The following is a 20,927-nucleotide window of genomic DNA, read 5'->3' as shown; positions in this document are numbered from 1 at the left end:
GGTCAGAGCCCCAGGGTTCTCAATTCACTTTCGTTTCCAAAGCGGTCAATGATCGAATAGATCATCACTTTTTGAGAGGGTAGGTCACTTTTATCGATCCTAAAGAAATCGATTCCCTCTTGCTGTGATACGGGTATTACTGCTTTGATTCTGCTTGCTTTTTCTGCCTGCTGGGCGCGTGCTTTTTTAAGGTCATAAATCACCAGGTTTTTTAAAGGGTGTTGCTGCCCCTTCATGTAAACAAAGAGTTGTTCTTCATCCTGGTTGAACCGGCTTATCTGTACCCCGGTGAGAGAGGTATTTTTCTCTCCCGGAAGAGCAGGGGGCAGGGCCTTAAATTGGTAGGCCTTCCTGAGTAATTCTGCTACCGGTTCACGGTCTGCCATAAGTGACTTGGCACTGAAATAGGCATTACCATTCACCCGGTCGGCTGATCTGGCCAGTTGAAGCTGGTCGACCAGTTCTTTTTCGTTATGCCAGGCTTCGTCTTTGTCGGTAAGGGCGCGATAGGCTCCGTTACCGATATAGAGGTTTACGTTTTCTGTATTTTCGTTCCACCAATTGAGCAATTTCCGGTGTGATGCCAATGGATGGTCCAGTGTCCAGTATAATTGGGGAGCGAGATAATCGATCCACCCGTTACGTAGCCAGCTCATGGGGTCGGCATACAGGTCGTCGTAATTCGTTTGACCTGCCTTTGAGTCTGACCCTTTAGGATCTTTGTCATTGTTGCGCCATACCCCGAAAGGACTAATGCCGAATTGCACCCAGGGTTTCCGGGCTTTGATGACCTGGTGGGTTTTTTTGATAAGGCTGTCTACGTTGGCTCTGCGCCAGTCTTCCACAGACTGGTCTTCATAGCTGTATTTTTTAAAGGATTTGGTGTCGTTGAAGGTTTCTCCGGCAATTTTATAGGGGTAAAAATAATCGTCAAAGTGAATGGCGTCCAGATCGTAACGTTCGACCAGTTCTGCCGTGATATCAGTAAGGTGCTGCTGAACTTCGGGCAGGCCGGGGTTATAGTAATACTTAGTACCGTATTTGATCATCCATTCCGGATGTTTATTAAGGTCGTGATTCTTTGCCAGGCTTGCAGTGTCAAGATTAAAAGTCGCACGATACGGATTCAGCCAGGCGTGAAACTCCATTCCTCTGTCATGGGTTTCTTCGATCATCCATTCGAGCAGTACATCGTAGTCTGCGCTCGCTTCACCTTCCTTGCCGGTCAGATACCGGGACCAAGGTGCTTTTTGAGTGGGGTAAAAGGCATCACCGGCTGTTCTGATCTGCACGATGGCCGTATTAAAATTCATTTCTTCATAGAAATCGAGGATCTCGATGAAGTCTTTTTTCTTTTTTGATATGGGGTCGCCGCCTTCTTTGGGCCAGTCGATATTAACGACCGTGGCGATCCATACAGCGCGCATTTCGCGTTTGGGTGATTTTTCAGAGAGGCTGCCACAAGAGGTGCACAGCGCAACAAGGGTACTAATAAAAAGTAAGTGCTTCATAACGTTAAAAAAAAGGCCCGCCTAAAGATATTAAGCAGGCCTTACATTTAGCTAACTATAATAACTAAAATCAAATTGCTGGATCAGTTGGCGTGTTCGGGTTGTTATCACGCTCAAGGTTCGGATAAGGATACCAGTTGCGGTTTCTTTCTGAATTGGCATCATTAGGTCCGGGACGACCGAAACGACGGCTGTCTTCGAACTTCATTCCCGACATGTACAATTCAATGCAACGGTTCTTATAGATCTCTGTCAACAGTGACGCCTGGTCGGTTGCACCTGAATAAGCAGGGAGTCCGGCACCCAAACCGAAGAGTGATGCTTCAGGGGTTTTGGTCAGTACTGCGTTCAGAGCATCAACTGCCTGTTGAGTCTGGTCTTGTCGGGCATAGGCCTCGGCAAGTATCAGATCGATCTCCCCAGGAAGATATACCGGAATAGAGGCTGCATCGCCTGTAAAGAATCCTTTACCGTTATCGGCATTAGCCTCCAGGTAGAAAGGAATTCTCTGGTCTGCAGGGTCTGCTGCCAGTTCTCCATCAAGACCGAAAGCCGGTGCTGCTATCACGTCGAACACGTTATTCGTATTCAGGGAAGAGCGAAATACCGGGTTAGGTGATACCGCATCAAAGATGAATACAGAAGTAGACGACTTGTCAACGGCTTGTGCTGCGGCGATGGCTGCAGCATTATCACCGGCCATAAGGGAATACCTTGCAATCAATGCCTGGGCGGCATTATTCAGGTCGATCTGAGAGCCAACAGCATTGGTGACTTCTGCTGGAACTCCTGAGTTAGAAAGTGAAGCAGCTTGTTCCAGGCTGGCAATCGCAGCTGCAAGAGCAGCATCTCTGCTTACAAACGGAGCATCTTCGGCGGTTTCGATCACACCTTGCTCCCAGAACTGAGCCATGGTACCAATCGCCAGTCCTTTGTAAAAGTGTCCGTAAGCTTTAATACCGTTAGCCTGGGCTTCGGTTCCTGCGTTCACAGAATTATCGATCACCGTCTGGGCGTTTTCACGAACCAGTTGCAGATTCGTCCACAAGTTGGTAACCACTGAATTTCCCGGGGTAAGGGTGGTACCTCCATCGAGAAGGTTTGCCAGGGGGGCATTACCTGCATTGAGCAGTTCCAGCTCTCCGGCGGTAAACCCGCTTCCGGTAATGGCGTTATATAAACCACTGGCACCACCTATGGTGTACTGGTATTCCAGTCCGACCACCAGGCCGAGTAATGACTCGGTTGATTCGCTTACAGCTTCAACACGCGGTGCATTCGGGTTTTCAAAATCGGTTTCACACGATGGAAACAGGGTAACCATTCCCAGTGATAACATTGTTGTATATATGATCTTCTTCATTGTTCTTTATTTTAGAATGACGCAGATAATCTCAGTTGCAGCGAGGCAGGAATCGGTACGTTACCGAAGTCATCACCACGTACAAGGTTACTTTGACCGGCTGAGTTGGTTTCAGGATCGAAACCTGAATAGTCATCAAAAGAAACCAGGTTACGACCGATTAGGCTTACGTTCAGGTTCTCAGCAAATCCGGTGTCACCGAAATCATATGATAACTGCAATTCACGCAATTTCACGAATGAACCGTCTTCAACGTGGAATTCCTGGATACGAGGACCGATGAAACCACCGATAGCGGCAACCCATCCACGTGGTACTTCTCCGCGAAGCTCAGCTTCGGCAAGAGGTCCTGCACCTACGTTGTTTCCGGTAATCGAGTTCCAGTTGTATACGTCATAACCTCCAACGGCGTCAAACTGCATTCTGAAGCTCCAGCGCTTCCAGTTCAGTTCGTTGATGAAAGATGCGGTATACTCAGGATTCGGATTACCGAGGATCTTTCTCAGAGGAGTTCCGGTTGGCTGTCCGTTGGCATCGCGCTGAATTTCACCGGTGGTGTCATCTCCGCGCTCAACCTGAGGCAGTCCTTCAGGGCTTAAAAGCAGGCTTCCGTCTTCATTTCGGGCAAAAAAGGTACCAACGAATACACCAAGTGGTTCACCATCGATCAAAGACTGGGTACCTCCACCACCTCTGATAGGAGCACCAAGGCGACCGGTGTTTGCATTGTTCACCTCATTGTTAAAGGTATTGAAAGAGAAGGTTGCATCCCAGCTGAAATCTGCTGTTTTTACAGGAGAACCGCTTACAAGGAATTCAACCCCGTGATTTTTCATGGTTCCGACATTGGTCAGGATCGAAGTACCACCTTGTGAAGGAGCGATACCGATATTCAGAATCAGGTCTTCGATATCCTGGGTATAATATGTACCCTGAATAGCCAGTCTTCCGTTAAAGAACGACAGGTCTGCTCCCGCTTCGAACTCTTTCATTCGCTCAGGGCTGATCCCCTCGTCACCGAGGCTTGACTGAGGCACGAAACCTCCAAGGCCTGCAAGTATAACCGGGCTGGCATTGGTAAATCGGCTGTAAGGTCCAATAGCGGTAAGGTTACCGGCTTCACCATAAGAAGCACGAAGCTTCAGGGTGTTCCAGAAAGAATCTTCGTTCCAGAAATCAAAGTCAGAAAGTATAATCGAGGTACTGGCTTTCGGATAGAACTGGTTACGCTCATCTTCACCGAATGAAGAGGCACCATCCACACGGGCAGACAGGGTAAGATATACCTTATTGTCCCAGCTCAGGTTTTCCTGAATGAATCCACCCCATAGAGCGAACTCTGAACGTGACTCAGACGGAGGGTTGAAAAGGTTCTGTGCTCCGTTGATGGTTTGAACTCCGCTTTGCAGGTCTCTTCCTTCAGCACGGGTAGATTCTGTTCTTCTGTACAGGTACTGTCCACCTACAGTAGAGGTCAATGTAAATGCCTCAGTCAGGTCGACCTTGTAATCTGCCAGGAAGTCACTGGTACGGCTAAGGAAGCTCGAGGTAGCCACAGCCGCATATCCGTCAGGGAAGAAAGCTGAACTAACCCCTGCATACGGTACTCTTGGCTGAAAGGTATTTCCTTTCAGGGAATAGGTGTCCTGACCTATAGTGTATCTAAGGTTCAGGTTTTCCAGAGGTGAATAGTTAATGGTTCCGTTAGCGATGATACGGTTGGTCTCCTGGGTGATATCATAGGTCTGTATGATGGTGGCAGGATTCAGACGTACCGGCTCTACGGGTAACAGGTTGCCTAATTCGTCTCTTTCTTCAGCATTCCATACGTTGTCGGTGATAAAGATAGAAGAGATCGGGCTAAAGAAGTTGTTACCGTTCGGTTTGTCTTCTGAAGTTGAATTGGCATAGTTCAGACCGGCTGAAACGCTCAGATTGTCTGTTAGCTCATGTGAAATGTTCAAACGGGCTCCGTAATTCTGGAAATACGTATCGTCGATGATACCCTGGTTACGGTTGTAATTAGTAGAGAAGTAGTATTGAGACTTCTCATTTCCTCCGGTAATAGAGAAATTGTTGTCAGTTCCAAAGGCCAGATCTCTGAAGATCACATCCTGGTAATCGTAACGTGTAACCCCATAGGTGTTTTCTACTAGCGGTCTTCCAGCCAATGCAGCTGGTCCTGTTCCAGGCAATGCGGCACGGTCGTCGGCCGAACGCAGGTCGGCAATGGTGGTAAGTCTGTCTCCTGTAGTGGTCAAACGCTCATCTCCCGGGTATCCGAAACGCTCAGGGAAGTCGTTGAAATCAAGACGCTTTCTTACCCAGCTGGTAGAAGTACCGGTAGAAAAACTTACGCGGGCATCTCCAGCCTTCCCTTTTTTGGTGATGATCTGCACAACTCCGTTAGAAGCCAGTGAACCATAGATAGCTGCCGCAGCAGCACCGTTCAGGATCTCGATGCTTTCGATGTCATCAGGGTTGATATCAACCAGACGGTTCTGACCGGCCTGGAAGTTGGTTCCCATAGCATCGGCATTCAGGTTGATCACGTTTTGTGAACTGTTATCAACGATCACACCATCGATCACATATAAAGGTTCAGAAGAACCGTTAATGGTGCTGATACCACGAAGACGTACCGAGAAACCACCGGCAGGATCACCGGAGTTCTGGGTCACGATTGCTCCGGCTACTTTACCCGAAATAGCAGATAAAGGGTTTGATGAACCGGTGTTGGCGATAGATTCTGCCTTAATGGTTCCGACCGCGTTACCCAGCTGTCGTCGGCTCACGTTACCTGCAGTACCTGTTACCACGACTTCGTCAAGACTCAAAAGGTCTTCTTTTAACTGAAAGTCAGCGGTTACCGTACTTACAGAAGAGCTTACATCAACGGTTTGTGATTTACTGCTGTACCCGAGGTATTGAGCTTTTAAAGTGTAGCTTCCTGACTCAAGGGTGGCAGAGAAGGTGTAGGTACCATCAAAATCTGTGGTAGCTCCATAGGTCGTTCCTTCGACCATAACAGAAACACCCACCAGAGGGATGCCGCTGTTTGCGTCGGTCACTTTTCCTGAAAAGGAAGTGATGTTGTTCTGGGCGCTCATAGCAAACGGCATTAGCAGTAACCCTAAAAAGAAGAGTGTCTGCAAAGCCGAAAAGCTGTCACACAAGAATTTTCTTTTCATAATTTGAATTAGTTAATAAATAGTTAATAGCTTCAGCTGAATATCTCCTACCGGATGCTTTTGCCGGCTAATACTCCGAAATCGTTTTCGTTTCTTATGATTGATTTTGCCCTTTTTTGCAATTTTAAGCCCAATGAATTCAAGGACTTATGCAGTATTTTGAAGCAAAAACAGCCAATAATTGACATTATTCAGCATTTCAAATAAAGACATTTCTTATTAATTCTGCAATTTTTTGCGGTTTATTTTTTCGATTCGATGGTTTTGTTTCGAAAAATTTTAAATAAAAACTGCAAAAAACTGCAAATAGGAATAATTTTATATATTTGAGAAATATAATCAGCAAAAGATGTTAAAGGCAGAACGGCAACAATATATACTGAATGAGGTAAGTGTTCACAGTCGTATACAATTATCAGATATCGCAGATTCTTTAGGCGTCTCTATAGATACTGTTCGCCGCGACGTGAAGGAACTCGATGACAATAAAAAGTTGAAAAAGGTTCACGGAGGTGCTATCTCTTTAGGGTACAATACCTTTCCGTTCAACCATTCTGATATTTTCAACCGGGAGAAGAAATCGTTTATTGCCCAAAAGGCGATACCCCTGATCAAGGAGAACTCTGTAGTTTTGATGAGCGGCGGTACAACGAATCTTGAACTTGCCCGCTTATTGCCTCCTAAGCTTCATGTTACCGTATTTACTCCGAGTCTTCCCATAGCCCTGCAGCTATTGGCTCATCCCAATGCAGAGGTTATTTTTATAGGGGGGAAGATATCGAAAGATGCACAGTTGTCTGTAGGTGCAAGTACCGTACAGGAACTGTCTCAGATACGGGCAGATATCTGCTTTTTAGGAACCGGATACCTCGATGTTAATCACGGATTGACCGAGTTCGATTATGAGGTCGTTCAGATCAAGAAAGCCATGATCAAGAGTTCAAGAAAGAACGTTCTATTGTGTATTTCTGATAAACTGAATTCGGCACAGCGATTCAAGACTTGTGATATCGACGCCATCGACTGTCTGATCACGGAGCTCGATCCGGAAGATCAGATACTAAAGCCTTTTAGCAATTTTGACGTTCTTTTAAAATAAAGCATGAGTAAAACCAACTTTAAGAAAATTACAGAATCACCTTCCTTATATAATGATCTGGAAAAAATGGATACCACAACCATCTTATCCAGTATCAACAGGGAGGATCAAAAAGTAGCAGACGCGGTCGCAGAAAAGATTCCTGAGATCTCACAACTGGTAGACGAAATAACCTCTCGCTTTTTAGATGGAGGCCGCTTGTTCTATATAGGTGCGGGAACCAGTGGAAGGCTGGGTATACTCGATGCCTCAGAGATACCTCCGACCTTCGGAATGCCTTTTGACAGGGTTCTTGGGCTGATAGCCGGAGGAGACGGTGCCATCAGGAAGGCGGTCGAATTCGCTGAAGATGATACCACCCAGGCATGGAAAGACCTGCAGGAATATGAAATCAATAAAAATGATGTGGTAATCGGGATCGCTGCTTCAGGTACCACCCCTTACGTGATCGGCGGTGTTACAGAAGCGCGGAAGCAGGGTATACTTACCGGATGCATTACCAATAACCCGGGATCACCCCTGGCAGAAGCCGTAGATATACCTGTAGAGGTGGCTGTCGGACCTGAATTCGTGACCGGGAGTACCCGTATGAAAAGCGGAACCTCTCAAAAGCTCGTTCTTAACATGATCAGCACAGCTCTTATGATCAAAATCGGAAGGGTAGAGGGGAATAAGATGGTCAATATGCAACTTACCAATAAGAAACTCGTCGATCGGGGTATCCGGTTTTTAATGGACGAACTCGATATCGACCGGCCTACGGCTGCGGCCCTGCTCGAAAAGCATGGCTCGGTAAAGAAGGCCTTGCAGGAAGTGAGGAAAGGGGAATAAATTCCTCATTAATAGAATGGTTTAATAAAAAAATCCCGGAGGCATCCGGGATTTTTTTATTGTAAGATTTTCGTTCTGATCAGGACTGCTCTTCAGGAACAATTTTGACAATTCCTTTTCCTTCAACCCCCATATAGATATAGCCGTCAGGCCCGATACGTACATTTCTCAGACGGCCTAAGCCCTCAGCGATCTTTTCTCTTTTAACAACCTTTCGGTCTTCGATCTCCAGGCGTTCCAGATACTGAAATTTAAGGGAGCCTACCAGCAGGTCTCCTTTCCAGTCGGGATATACGTCTGAGGTTACAAAAGCCATTCCGCTTGGCGCTATTGAAGGTACCCAATAATAAAGCGGTTGTTCCATGCCTTCCTTTTCAGTGAGCTCGGTAAAAGGGGTTCCATCATAATTTACACCATAACTGATCACGGGCCAGCCATAGTTGGCTCCTTTTCTGACTACATTTATCTCATCCCCTCCCTGAGGACCATGTTCATGAACCCAGATCTCTCCGGTGTCGGGATGTACCAGCATTCCCTGCGGATTTCGATGTCCGTAGCTCCAGATAGCTTTTACCGCATCTTCACGGTCTGTGAAAGGGTTGTCTTCCGGTACGCGTCCGTCATCGTATAAACGGTATACCTTACCGCCATCGCGTGTAATATCCTGCGGATTGACATCTCTGTTACCCCGTTCTCCTATCGTAAAGAAAAGGTATCCCTGGTTATCAAAATCTATGCGGGAACCAAAGTGTCTTCCACTGGTTGAATTGGGTGTTGCCTTATACAGGACTTCCTGTTGCACGAGTTGATCCCCATCGAGCTTTGCGCGCATAATAGCGGTATGCCCGCCTTCCCCCTCGCCTTCAGGTGAGGCATAGCTGATATAGATCCATCCGTTATTTTCGTAATCGGGATGCAATTCCAGGTCCATGAGCCCCCCTTGTCCGCGTACATAAATCTCGGGTAAACCCTGTATTTGGGTTTTTTCCCCGTCTTTGAAATGGATAAGTTCTCCGCTCTTATCAGTGATCAGCATACTTCCGTCAGGAAGAAATTCCATACCCCAGGGAATGCTGATACCTTCAACCACTGTTTCAAGGGTGTAGGAGGTTTCCTCAGGAGTGGTGATCTCTACATCGGCCGGATCCTGCTCCTGGTTCATGACCGTATTTTCGTTGTTCTTATCTTCCTGGCAGGAAGAAAGCAGCAGTGCCACTGCGGCAATATTGAGAAATAGTCTTTTGTACATGGTTATTTATTTTAACCTCTAATTTGGTGATAATGCTGCGCTCCGGGCATTAAAAAAAAGTTAAAATATCTTTTGGCGTACCCTGCCGCTTATGATGATGAGTTCTGAAAGGGAGATGGAAATTCTGCCGGAATGACTCCTTCTTCCCTTAGTTTTTTAAGGTCTTTGTTGATCATTTCTGTGGCTTCCGGGTTTCGGCCATTTTCTGCCAACCTTCGGTATGCTTGCAGTGCTTCGGTTGTTTGTTGATTCAGCAATGCAAGATGGGCTTCATTGCAGCGAACTTCGGGAAAGTCGCTTCCTCCGTTTTCTTTCGCTTTTGAGAGGAAAGCAGCTGCATCCTTCAGCTTTCCGGTACGCATAAGATACCAGCTCAGGTCGTTATAGGCATGGATCAATTCTGTTTGTCCGCGGGTATTATCAGGATACTGCCGGTGAAAAACTTCTAGCAGATCGACGATAGTCTGCTGGAAAGGTATTTTATCTTCGGCAACAAGAGTCGAATGTATCTCAGTCTGCAGGGGTTGAATTTTCTTTTGCCGGGAGCTGAATGCCAGTTCACCTGTGTCTGCCTGCTGAAACCTATCGGCGTAATAATCACAATCGTTCTGCATGTTCTTCACAGCGGGATGTTCCTGTGAAAGCTTCGCTAATCTCAACCTGGCCTCTTCCAGCAGTTCTTGTGATTCTGTGATCAAAGCAGGCTCCAGACTGTCTTCCCATAGTATCTGAAGGCCTTCCAGTTTATTCAGCAGGGTGGAAACCGTATCGGGGGTGAATTCGACCGGGGCATGTGAACAAAGCGGTCTGCGGAGCTCCAGTGCCTTTCCGAAGAATTTGACAGCTTTCGAAGCTGCTTTGAGCTCAAGAGCATATACTCCGCAGTTATGCCAGGCCGTTGCCAGGTAGTGTGTAAACTTTTCAGGTTTCTCCTGGAATAAATTTTCATACTCAGAGCAAAGTTGTAAACCCTTTTCCAGGGCATTATGGTAGTCACCCCTTTTAGCATATGCAACCGCAAGACTGTTCAGATTATTCAGTGTGAAAGACAGATAAGACCTGTCATGCCGGCTTAAATATTGGTAGAGATCTCCGGCTTCGGTCAATGCATTGACAGCCTTCTCATAAGACGGGATGCCCAGAAAGACGCTGGCGAGATTGTTCAGGGCTGCGGCGAGAAACGGACTGTATTTGAAGCTGTCTGATTCGGCCAAAGCCCGCAAAATTTCAATGGCTTTGGTGAAATGAAGCCTGGCGTCGAATAGCAGATGTTCCTGATAATAGATCATCCCCAGCTGATAGTGGGATCTCGCCATCGAAGCCCTAAATGCTTCCTTTTTATGCCGGCTGTATTCTTCAATCGCCTTTTTATAATGCTTTTTAGCCCGGTAATGATCATGTTTCTCAAAATACAGTTCTGCCAGGTTGTAATTCAGGTGAGCCAGACGAAGGCTTTGATCAGGGTGTTGGGCTGTTTCATTTTCGATAATTTTCAGGGAGGCCTTAAAATGTTTCAAACTTTTATCAGGTTCATCTGCACGGTAGATCAAGGCAAGGTTGTTGTGCACCCCTGCTATGCTATCGGTAACAGGGCTTTCCGATTTTTCCGACAGATCGAGAGCCAGCAGCAAGCAATGGATGGCAGCTTCTCTGTTTCCTTTCTCTTTTAATCGCTTTGCTTCCAGTTGCAACAATCCTATTTTTTCCACAGGGGTTCCGGCATCGGCAAGTGTTCTCTCCATGTCTTTTAATTGACCGGAATCATCGGTTTTATAGTGTCTCATGGCTTTGCTGTATTTTGACGTTTACAAAGGCTGGTGAATTCCAGTCGTGACATTTCCTCGCAGCAAAGCCGGTCACAATAAAAACCTGGCTTGTGCATATCGATAAGGGTAAAACCTTGTTTCGCAAGTAATTCAGTGACCACTGTAAGTCCTGAAAGCCGCTCATTGACCGAAGTTGCCCAGAGATACTCGCCCATAAAAACTTCGCCATTCGCATAACCGAAAAGACCACCTCTCAGCTCATTTTCCCGGTAAAATCCATAGGCATAAACCTGTTGCTCCTTAAATAAGGCGCTGAATATTCTTCTCATCCTGGCCGGCAGCCAGTTCCAATCAACGGCAGCGGTTTTGTGATTCAGTGATTCGTAATGATCAAGAACTGAATCAAATTTCTCAGTTGTTAGTAATTGTTCCACCCTGATCGAACTGCCGTTCTTTTTCTGCTGAACCGGCAGGCGAAGGATGATTCGTGGATCAGGTGACCACCATTTCACATATTTCATGGGGTGATGCCAGTAGTAGATGCCCTGGGCGTATGCTTTGAGCAGTAATTCTTTGCTCATATTTCCTCCGACAGCAAGCATTCCTTCGTGATCTGCAAAATGTGCAGGAGGAAAATTTTGGTCTGTTTTCGATAGTTCAAAATATGGCATCACACTGCGGGTATAATCACTCATTCAGTTCATCTAATTCACCCAATTGTTTCAGCACCTCAAAGGTCTTTCTCGCCTCTGTCTCATCTACGATACTTATAGCTGCACCCACATGTATCATCAGGTAATCACCGACCCTGGCATCAGGTACCAGAGCCAGGCTTACATTTTTAATCACACCATCGAAAGATACATTTCCCATTCTGAAGGTACCATCCAGTTGGTCGGTTACGGCGATCAGTTTTCCGGGTATGGCGAGACACATCAGCTTTGGGTTTGAGGTTGTTTGATCTTTTCTTTCAGCCAGCTGAACCATTGCTCCATTCCTGTTCCTTTTGTGGCAGACACCTCAATAAAACTGAGATTCGGGTTGATCTTCAGTGCGTTTTCCTTCAGCTCGGCAAGATCGATATCCAAATAAGATAACAAGTCTGTTTTGTTGATCAGGCAAAGCTGGGAGCTCAGGAACATATCCGGGTATTTCAAGGGCTTGTCTACGCCCTCGGTTGTGCTGATGATCACTACCCTGTCGGTTTCGCCCAGGTTGAACATGGCAGGGCAGACCAGGTTTCCGACGTTTTCAATGAAAAGCACCGAACCGGTTTTGATCTGCAATTGTTGAACCGCCTCATAGATCATATCGCTTTCAAGGTGACAACCTTTCCCGGTGTTGATCTGCACTACCGAAGTACCTGTAGCCGCGATGCGGTTGGCATCGTTGTCTGTTTGCTGGTCTCCTTCTATGACGTAAAATGCTATTTCTTCTTTTAAAGCATTGAGAGTGTGTTCCAGAATGGCCGTTTTTCCTGAGCCGGGTGAGCTAACCAGGTTCAGAGCTGCTACCTGTAATGCTTCAAAGTAACCACGGTTTCTTGCTGCCATGAGTTCATTATGATGCAATACATCCTGTTCGACTTCGATCACCTTTTTTTTGTGATCATGATCATGATGATGTGAATGCCCATGGTGGTCATGATGATGATCATGATGATGACCGTCGTGCACATGATCATGGTGGTGAGCGTGATGGTGGTGCTCATGACCATTGATTTGATCATTAGCCCTGCCTTTGGCGGGCATTTGATCTGATTTCAGATCCTTACTTTGTTTCGGGGTGACCAGGTGCATATGATTCCCGTCTCCTCCGCAGCCGCATGTTCCGCACATATCGATATTATTTAAGTTACTTCGAGGGCCTTTACCCTTAATTCCCGCCCCCTGATGATCCCCCTGAGGTTACTCCGGCAGAGCGGACAAGGATCGTATAATTTTTGCATTTCGTATTCGTGATCACACTCCAGGCATTTTCCGCAGGCAGTAATGATCTCGAGTTCTCTTTCGGCACCTTCCAGCACTGTATTTCTCACGGCCATCGGCCAGACAAAATCCAATGCCTCGAATTCAATACCAGCCAGGGTACCTATCTGCAGTTCGATCTTATCGATCTTCCCTGCACCTGAATTCCTGAGTTCAGCTTCTGCGATCCTGACGATCCCCATGGCTACCGATAATTCATGCATAATTACAGATCTGTTAATAAAAATTTCCTGTTATTCAATTTTACTCACTATTCGCGGTTAATAACATGATAATTATCAGCATTTTAACGATTTTGATTTGATAGTTTTAGGTTGTTTTAGTGCATACTGTATTTACCAAAGAAGAAAAAATCAATCATCATGGCAACAAAGACCGACACCCGTGAGACCTATTATGAGAGTATCATAAAACAAGGTTACAGCAGACGGGACTTTATGAAGTTCGCCACCTATATCGCGGCATATATGGGCGTAGAGACATCGATGATCGGCCAGGTGGTCAAGTCATTGGAAACGACCTATCGGGTACCCGTGATCTGGGAACACTTTCAGGAATGCACCTGTTGCAGCGAATCGTTCATTCGTTCAGATCACCCTATCGTATCTGATATTATACTCAACAAGATTTCCCTTGATTATACCTTGACCCTGATGGCTGCTTCGGGCCACCAGGCAGAAGCCGCAAAACACGAGACCATGGAAAAATACCATGGTGATTATATTTTATGTGTCGAGGGTTCAGTACCCATGGCCAATGACGGTTATTGTTGTATAGCCGGCAGATCGGCCAGGGAACTGCTGTTAGAGTCGGCCAAAGGAGCCAAGGCGATCATAGCCTGGGGAAGCTGCGCCTCCAACGGTTGTGTACAGGCAGCTTATCCGAATCCTACTGAAGCTACACCGATTCATAAAATCATCAAAGACAAACCCATCATCAGAGTACCGGGATGCCCTCCCATAGGGGAAGTAATGGCCGGGATCATTGTTCATATGATCACCTTTGACCGATTACCCGAGTTAGATGGCCTGGGCAGGCCTAAGGCTTTTTATGCCAAGAGGGTACACGATTCCTGCTATCGCCGTCCTTACTATGATGCCGGATTGTTCGCAGAGAGCTTTGACGATGAGAACGCAAAAGAGGGTTACTGCCTCTATAAAGTGGGCTGTCGCGGCCCCATGACCTATAATGCCTGCGGAACCATCAGGTGGAATAACGGGGTCAGCTTTCCCATTCAGTCGGGTCATGGTTGTATAGGTTGCAGCGAAGAGGATTTCTGGGATAACGGACCATTTTACGAGAGGCTTACAAGCCTCGGAGGTTTTGGGATCGAAAGCAGTGCAGATACTATAGGAAAGGTTGCAGCCGGTGTTCTGGCAGGAGGAATTGCCGCTCATGCCATCGCAGCCAATGTTTCCAAAAGGAAAGAACTCAAAGACCGAAACAGCAGGGGCCGGGATAACGAAAAACAACTTGACGATTAAAAACATACCATCATGTCTAAAAGAATAGTAGTAGATCCGGTTACGAGAATTGAAGGCCACCTGCGTATCGAGGTTTCGGTCAAAGATGGAAAAATCACCGATGCCTACAGCTCCAGCCCTATGGTCAGAGGTCTTGAAAATATCGTAAGAGGAAGAGATCCCAGAGACGTTTGGGCTTTTGTACAGCGGGCCTGCGGAGTGTGTACCACCATACATGCACTGGCTTCGGTACGTTCGGTCGAAGATGCGATAGGAGTGGCTGTTCCCCCCAATGCAGAAATGGTGCGTAATATCATGCAGGGGGCGCTGTACATGCATGACCATACGGTACACTTCTATCATCTGCACGCTCTTGACTGGGTTGATGTGGTCAATGCCATAAAAGCAGATCCCAAAGCCACATCTGAACTGGCTCAGTCTATTTCTGACTGGCCCAAGAGCTCCCCGGGATACTTCAATGATGTGAAGAAAAAGATCACCCGATTTGTTGAAAGCGGACAACTGGGAATTTTTGCCAATGGCTACTGGGGTCACCCCCAGATGAAGTTACCGCCTGAGGTAAACCTCCTGGCTGTTGCACATTATCTTGAAGCGCTGGAATGGCAGAAGGAGATCGTGAAGGTGCATACCATCTTCGGCGGAAAGAACCCCCACCCGAACTACCTGGTAGGCGGAATGGCCTGCGCCATCAATACTGAAAGTCCCGGTGGTCTGAACGCAGAGCGACTGGCCTATGTAGGCCGTCTGCTGGAGGAAGGTAAAGAATTCATCGAAAAAGTATACATACCCGACCTTATGGCCATAGCTTCCTTTTACAAAGACTGGGGCGCTATTGGTAAGGGTTTTGGGAACTATATGGCATATGGGGATCTGCCGGTAAACGGTTATAACGATCCTACGAGTTTTAAATTCCCCCAGGGAGTAATACTCGACCGCGACCTGAGCAAGGTGTATGATGTGAATCATCGGAATGATGATATAAGCGAATTCGTGAATAATTCCTGGTATGACCAGTATGCTGAGGGTAAAGACAGCAGCCGGCACCCATGGGAAGGCGAAACAAAGATCAACTATACCGGACCCGAACCGCCTTATGAAGAACTGGACGTTTCAACCCGATACAGTTTTATCAAAACGCCAAGATGGCGCGGAAAACCGATGGAGGTAGGGCCTTTGTCACGACTGCTGGTGGGATATGCCAGAGATAACAAAGAGATCAAGGAAATAGTCGATGCCTCATTAAAGCAACTCGATGTGCCGGTAGACGCTTTGTTCTCAACATTGGGAAGAACGGCTGCCAGAGGAATAGAAACACAACTGGTGGCCAACTGGACGATGGAGTTCTATGACACTTTACTCAGGAATATCAAGAACGGCGATACCCGCATGGCTAATACCGACAAATGGGAGCCCGAATCCTGGGATGCAGAATGTAAGGGAGTGGGATTTTGTGAAGCACCACGGGGAGCACTGGGGCACTGGATCAAGATCAAAGACGGAAAGACGGAGAACTACCAACTGGTGGTTCCTTCGACCTGGAATGCCTCTCCGCGCGATCCGAAGGGGCAGATGTCGGCTTATGAATCAACGCTCATCGGAACCCCGGTTGCCGATCCTGAATTGCCGCTGGAGATCATAAGGACCATACATTCCTTCGACCCCTGTATAGCTTGTGCGGTTCACCTTTATGATGAACATGGCAAACACCTTTCAAGGGTTAGTAACCTTTCCAGCTGTGACATCTGATAAATAAAAAGATATGGAAAGCAGGAATTTTAAAAGAGTATATGTCTGGGAGCTGCCCGTGCGCATCTTTCACTGGATCAATGCCCTGTGTATCCTGGTGCTGGCGATCACCGGTTTTATTATCGCCGATCCGGTAGCCATCCTGTCAAATGCCGAAGCCAGTGAATCATATTGGTTCGGAACGGTTCGATTCATTCATTTTGCGACCGCCTATGTTTTCTTCTTTAATATGTTACTGCGTATCTACTGGGCCTTTGCGGGTAATAAATATGCAAGCTGGAAAGCATTCCTGCCTTTTAGCAAAAAGCGATGGAATAATATTCTGCATGTATTGCGCATCGATATTTTATTGCAGAATGAAAAGGTTCACGATATACGAAACATAAGCGTTGGCCATAATATGGTGGCATCACTGTCTTACATCGCGCTGTTTGTTTTGGCGCTGGTACAGGTATTTACCGGTTTTGCCCTGTATGCAGATAATTCAGACTGGTTTCTACCCGATCTGTTCGCCTGGGTGGTTCCCTTGCTGGGTGGAGATTTTGCGGTAAGAAAAGTTCATCATATAGCGACCTGGTTCTTCATTTTCTTTACTATCGTGCATGTTTACCTGGTATTCTATCACGACTGGCTCGAAGGAAGAGGTGAGGTTTCATCGATGTTCGGCGGCTACAAGTTCATTCGTGAAGACAGGCTTAAAAAGACACCCGGGAATACAAAGGAAAAATCAGAGCAACCTTCAGAATCAAAGCCGGAAGATAACCCTAAGGAAGACGAAATAATCGTGTGATCATGATACCCGAAAGATCTCAAAAACCAACCGCTACCAGTAATGACGCGTTCTTTTTCGAAAAGGACAAGGCAGGTCAGATTCTTATTCTCGGGATCGGAAACTATCTAATGGGTGATGAGGGGGTAGGTCCGCAACTCATACAGGAAATGGCCAGGGGTACCTTGCCCTCTTACCTCGATATACTCGATGGAGGTACGGGAGGTTTTCTTTTGCTGAATTACTTTGAAGCCTATCGCCATATCATCTTTGTCGATGCCACCCTTGACGGAAAACCCTCGGGTACGGTTAGCCAGCTCAGGCCGAGGTTTGCTTCAGATTTTCCTTCTGCCCTGAGTGTTCATGACCTGGGACTGAAAGACATGGTCGAAGCGGTATATCTGATGGAAAAAGTGCCTGATATTCATCTCTTCACCATAAGCATTGAAAAGGTGGTACCCATGTCTGTTGCGTTAAGTGATGCAGTACAGGAAGCCATACCGGGAACCATTGAAAAAATATTACAGCTGGCAAATCAAATAAAAACAACTTCGTAATCACCTGCTTATGCGTACCAAAAAGATCTCTATTACCGGCCTGGTTCAGGGTGTGGGGTTTCGACCTTTCATCTGTGCTCAGGCTCGGCGCTTTAACCTTAAGGGTACGGTCACCAATAATGAGAAAGGAGTGGAGGTGGTCGTAAGCGGACCCGAAGAAACCATAGACGAATTTTATCGTTTCATTTTGCATTATCCCTACAGGATCGCCAGGATTAACCGCTTTACTATTAAGGAAACAAAAGAGGAAGCCTTTGCCGATTTCAGTATAATTCCTTCCCGGAAGAACGGAACGCTTAATCTGCCGCTTACACCTGATTTTGCTCTTTGTGATGAGTGCAGGGAAGAAATCGATGATCCTGAAAACCGCAGGGCTGATTATGCATTTACAAGTTGCGTTCATTGCGGCTTTCGCTGGTCGGTTGTTACCGATTTTCCATTTGAAAGAGAGCATACCACCATGAATAAATACGACATGTGTGATACCTGCCGTGAAGAGTATGAAGATGTCTCAGATCGTCGGTTTCATTCTCAGACCAACAGTTGCAGGGATTGTGGCATCTCTTTAAAGGTTGTTGTACGCGGGGAAGAAAGGCCTATGGAAGACAACGATGTATTTCCCTTCATCGCAGAATCGATCGGAGAGGGATGTATCGTCGCAGTGAAAAACACAGCGGGTTATCTGCTGCTCTGCGATGCTACCCGCCCTGCTTTGGTCAAATTGCTGAGGTATCGTAAAAGGCGATTAAGAAAACCCTTTGCCGTGCTTTATCCCTCTTTACAGGAAGTGGAAAAGGATTTTGATGTCACTGAAAACCATAAGCAGGCCTGGGCTTCCAGTGAAAGCCCGATCGTAATTCTCGATGGCCCTGATAAAAGGGGGAACCTGGCCCTGGAGCAACTGGCTCCGGGAATGAAGACCATCGGTGTGATGCTGCCGTATTCAGGGGTTTTACACCTTTTGGCAAGATACCTCAGTCAGCCTGTAGTAGCTACCAGCGGAAACATTCACGGGTATCCGGTTCTGAGCAGTGAAGAAGAAGCTTCCGCCTGTCTTTCAGAAGTGGCAGATGTATTCGTTCATCATGATCTGGAGGTTTATCACCCCCAGGATGATAGTGTCGTACGCTTTACCAGGGGTGAAGAACAAATGATATTATACAGACGTTCGAGGGGCTATGCACCCAATCTGTTCGATGTTCCGGTGCATAGCTCAAAGACAATAATGGCCATGGGAGCCCACCTGAAAAGTACCATCGCCTACGTTCCCAATGATTTCCTGTACCTGACTCAGTACCTCGGCAATCTTGATCATTTTGAGGTGCATCAGAGGTATACCGGTGCGGTAAGAGATCTGCTGCGAATTTTTGAAAGGCCGCCTGAGATTGTGCTTACCGATGCACATCCCTCTTATGCGAGTACCCTCGAGGGAATAACCATTGCCGCCGAATACAAGGCTCCAGTTTATAAAGTTCAGCATCACAAGGCGCATTTCGCAGCCCTGCTCGGGGAGCATCAACTTACCGAACATCGTGAGAAGGTATTGGGAGTGATCTGGGATGGCACCGGATATGGCGATGATGCCCAGATCTGGGGGGGAGAATTCTTTAGCTGGGAGGATCACAAGATGACACGAATAACGCATTTTGATTATTTTCCATGGCTTGCCAGGAATAAGATGGCCCGGGAACCCAGGCTCTCTTTGCTGGCTCTGGGGGTGCCTGGGTTCGATGAAGCATTTCGTAAAAAGTTCAGCGAGGAAGAGTGGAAGGTTTACCTTCTTCTGAGGGATAAAAATCAGTTAAGCACCTCTTCTGTGGGTAGAATATTCGATGCGGCTGCTTCCCTGCTGGGCTTGTGTGATAAAAACAATTACGAGGGAGAGGCGGCTATGAAACTGGAAGCCATGGCCGCAGATTATGATCTTTTAAAATGCAAGAGCTATTTGCCGGCGTACGACGGGAAAACGGTAGAGGTGAAAACGATGTTCGCCCGAATGCTTGAAGAGGTGAAGCAGGGCCGGGACGTTAGAGATATCGCTGCCGACTTTCACTATTCCCTGGCAGCGCTGATTCCCCAGGTAGCCGATCATTTTGGCATTCGGGAGATAGCCTGCGGGGGAGGAGTGTTTCAAAACGGGGTACTGATCGATATGCTCGGGCAAATTACCGGGGAGCGATACGTCCTGTTTTTTAATGAACGGGTCAGCCCGAATGATGAAAACATTGCCTTTGGGCAGGTGATTTATTACCTTAACAGCACTGAATTCCGGAGCTCATGAAATATTTGTCTGAATATCGAAACAAGGAGGCGACCCTGAGCTACCTGGAAGCTATCGCCGGAAAGGCTACTTCTACCTGGCGTATTATGGAAGTTTGCGGCGGACAAACCCACGGACTGGTCAAGAATGGGATTATCGATCTGCTTCCCGATACAGTGCAGATGATTCACGGACCGGGATGCCCTGTTTGTGTGACACCGACATCTCTCATAGATAAAGCTGTCGAATTACTGGAAGGGGGAGTGATCGTCTGTTCCTTTGGAGATATGGTAAGAGTACCGGGATCGGAGAAAAGTCTGCTTGAAGCCAAATCTTCAGGGGGTGATCTCAGAATTCTGTATTCACCTATGGAGGCGGTTACTATTGCCAGAGAAAATCCGGAAAAAGAGGTTGTTTTTTTTGCTGTAGGATTTGAAACAACAGCTCCGGCAAACGCATTATCGGTGCTTCATGCTGAGAAGGCCGGGATTTATAATTATTCCTTACTGGTTTCGCATGTTCTCGTACCTCCCGCTATGGAAGCCATACTCGATGATGAACATTGTATGGTAGATGCTTTTCTGGGAGCAGGCCATGTTTGTGCTATCATGGGAACTCATCAGTATCACCCGATCGCACAACGCTATAAGGTGCCTGTGGTGATCACAGGCTTTGAACCCCTGGATCTGGCAGAAGGGATCTATCGGGCGGTATCCCAACTGGAAGAGGGCCGGTACGAGGTTGAGAATCAATATGCCAGGGTGGTCAGAGAGGAAGGGAATCTGCAGGCTCAGGCTGTAATAGAACAGATATTTGAGACAGGCGAAAGAGAGTGGCGTGGTATCGGGAGTATTCCCGGCAGTGGTTACAGGATGAAGGGGTCTTACGATCGGTTCAATGCGGAAAAGAAGTTCGGTATTCAGCAAAGAAAGGTCGTGACAGAGACGCGCTGTATTGCCGGTGATATACTGAAAGGAATAAAAAAACCGTCGGAGTGTGAACACTTCAGGCGGGAATGTTCCCCTTTAAACCCGCTCGGAGCACCGATGGTGTCTTCAGAAGGAGCCTGTGCAGCGTATTATCACTATAAGAGTGAATCAAATCAAGCCTGAT

General features: G+C 47.0%; 17 protein-coding genes. 8 read left to right on the top strand and 9 right to left on the bottom strand.

Translation table 11 applies throughout. The annotated features are described in order from the left end of the window. Positions 1-2: 2 nt before the first annotated feature. The 3 genes from K7R10_RS09445 to K7R10_RS09435 all read right to left on the bottom strand — a co-directional run bounded on the left by K7R10_RS09445 (position 3) and on the right by K7R10_RS09435 (position 6,065). Positions 3-1,511 carry a glycoside hydrolase family 10-like protein gene (locus K7R10_RS09445; RefSeq protein ID WP_224484459.1) on the bottom strand — a complete coding sequence of 503 codons (1,509 nt, stop codon included), beginning with the start codon at positions 1,509-1,511 and terminating at the stop codon, positions 3-5. Between the two features lie 70 nt (positions 1,512-1,581). Further along, complete coding sequence (locus tag K7R10_RS09440) at positions 1,582-2,874, bottom strand: RagB/SusD family nutrient uptake outer membrane protein (RefSeq protein ID WP_224484458.1); 1,293 nt, start codon at positions 2,872-2,874, stop codon at positions 1,582-1,584. Positions 2,875-2,885: 11 nt separating this feature from the next. Next, entirely contained in the window at positions 2,886-6,065 is a 3,180-nt protein-coding gene (locus tag K7R10_RS09435; protein ID WP_224484457.1) for a SusC/RagA family TonB-linked outer membrane protein, read from the bottom strand. Positions 6,066-6,414: 349 nt separating this feature from the next. Between K7R10_RS09435 and K7R10_RS09430 the strand changes: the two genes are divergently transcribed. Both K7R10_RS09430 and murQ read left to right on the top strand, forming a co-directional pair. Beyond that, complete coding sequence (locus K7R10_RS09430) at positions 6,415-7,164, top strand: DeoR/GlpR family DNA-binding transcription regulator (RefSeq protein WP_224484456.1); 750 nt, start codon at positions 6,415-6,417, stop codon at positions 7,162-7,164. Positions 7,165-7,167: 3 nt separating this feature from the next. Beyond that, positions 7,168-7,995, top strand: coding sequence for an N-acetylmuramic acid 6-phosphate etherase (murQ, locus tag K7R10_RS09425; protein ID WP_224484455.1), 828 nt, complete (start codon positions 7,168-7,170; stop codon positions 7,993-7,995). A gap of 79 nt (positions 7,996-8,074) precedes the next feature. Here the strand turns inward: murQ and K7R10_RS09420 are convergent, their stop codons facing one another. The 6 genes from K7R10_RS09420 to K7R10_RS09395 all read right to left on the bottom strand — a co-directional run bounded on the left by K7R10_RS09420 (position 8,075) and on the right by K7R10_RS09395 (position 13,201). Next, positions 8,075-9,244 carry a PQQ-dependent sugar dehydrogenase gene (locus K7R10_RS09420; protein ID WP_370631309.1) on the bottom strand — a complete coding sequence of 390 codons (1,170 nt, stop codon included), beginning with the start codon at positions 9,242-9,244 and terminating at the stop codon, positions 8,075-8,077. Between the two features lie 89 nt (positions 9,245-9,333). After that, positions 9,334-11,028, bottom strand: coding sequence for a tetratricopeptide repeat protein (locus K7R10_RS09415; protein WP_224484454.1), 1,695 nt, complete (start codon positions 11,026-11,028; stop codon positions 9,334-9,336). Next, entirely contained in the window at positions 11,025-11,705 is a 681-nt protein-coding gene (locus tag K7R10_RS09410) for a GNAT family protein (RefSeq protein WP_224484453.1), read from the bottom strand. Before K7R10_RS09410 ends, K7R10_RS09415 begins: the two co-directional genes overlap by 4 nt. Beyond that, a complete protein-coding gene (locus K7R10_RS09405) occupies positions 11,698-11,946 on the bottom strand; it encodes a HypC/HybG/HupF family hydrogenase formation chaperone (protein ID WP_224484452.1) in 249 nt (82 codons plus the stop codon). Before K7R10_RS09405 ends, K7R10_RS09410 begins: the two co-directional genes overlap by 8 nt. Then, a complete protein-coding gene (hypB, locus tag K7R10_RS09400) occupies positions 11,946-12,848 on the bottom strand; it encodes a hydrogenase nickel incorporation protein HypB (RefSeq protein ID WP_224484451.1) in 903 nt (300 codons plus the stop codon). The genes K7R10_RS09405 and hypB overlap by 1 nt, the downstream gene beginning before the upstream one ends. An 11-nt stretch (positions 12,849-12,859) precedes the next feature. Further along, the gene (locus tag K7R10_RS09395) at positions 12,860-13,201 is read right to left on the bottom strand and encodes a hydrogenase maturation nickel metallochaperone HypA/HybF (RefSeq protein ID WP_224484450.1); all 342 of its coding nucleotides are present in this window, start codon (positions 13,199-13,201) and stop codon (positions 12,860-12,862) included. A 159-nt stretch (positions 13,202-13,360) separates the two neighbouring features. Between K7R10_RS09395 and K7R10_RS09390 the strand changes: the two genes are divergently transcribed. From K7R10_RS09390 to hypD, 6 genes are read left to right on the top strand one after another with little or no spacing between them, the layout of a single operon-like run. Continuing rightward, positions 13,361-14,482: a hydrogenase small subunit gene (locus K7R10_RS09390; protein WP_224484449.1), complete on the top strand. Its 1,122-nt coding sequence runs from the start codon at positions 13,361-13,363 to the stop codon at positions 14,480-14,482. A gap of 12 nt (positions 14,483-14,494) precedes the next feature. Next, positions 14,495-16,228, top strand: coding sequence for a nickel-dependent hydrogenase large subunit (locus K7R10_RS09385; protein WP_224484448.1), 1,734 nt, complete (start codon positions 14,495-14,497; stop codon positions 16,226-16,228). 13 nt (positions 16,229-16,241) lie between these two features. After that, positions 16,242-17,018, top strand: a complete 777-nt coding sequence (cybH, locus tag K7R10_RS09380) for a Ni/Fe-hydrogenase, b-type cytochrome subunit (protein WP_224484447.1) — start codon at positions 16,242-16,244, stop codon at positions 17,016-17,018. Positions 17,019-17,020: 2 nt separating this feature from the next. Next, on the top strand, positions 17,021-17,554 hold the full coding sequence (locus K7R10_RS09375; RefSeq protein ID WP_224484446.1) for a hydrogenase maturation protease: 534 nt from the start codon (positions 17,021-17,023) through the stop codon (positions 17,552-17,554). A 10-nt stretch (positions 17,555-17,564) separates the two neighbouring features. Then, the gene (hypF, locus tag K7R10_RS09370) at positions 17,565-19,835 is read left to right on the top strand and encodes a carbamoyltransferase HypF (RefSeq protein ID WP_224484445.1); all 2,271 of its coding nucleotides are present in this window, start codon (positions 17,565-17,567) and stop codon (positions 19,833-19,835) included. Further along, positions 19,832-20,926: a hydrogenase formation protein HypD gene (hypD, locus tag K7R10_RS09365; RefSeq protein WP_224484444.1), complete on the top strand. Its 1,095-nt coding sequence runs from the start codon at positions 19,832-19,834 to the stop codon at positions 20,924-20,926. The genes hypF and hypD overlap by 4 nt, the downstream gene beginning before the upstream one ends. Position 20,927: the final 1 nt, after the last annotated feature.

This window comes from Robertkochia aurantiaca, from assembly GCF_020166495.1.
Lineage (GTDB): Bacteria > Bacteroidota > Bacteroidia > Flavobacteriales > Flavobacteriaceae > Robertkochia > Robertkochia aurantiaca.
The sequence above is the reverse complement of the archived record's forward strand: the minus strand, read 5'-3'. Positions and strand labels throughout refer to the sequence as shown.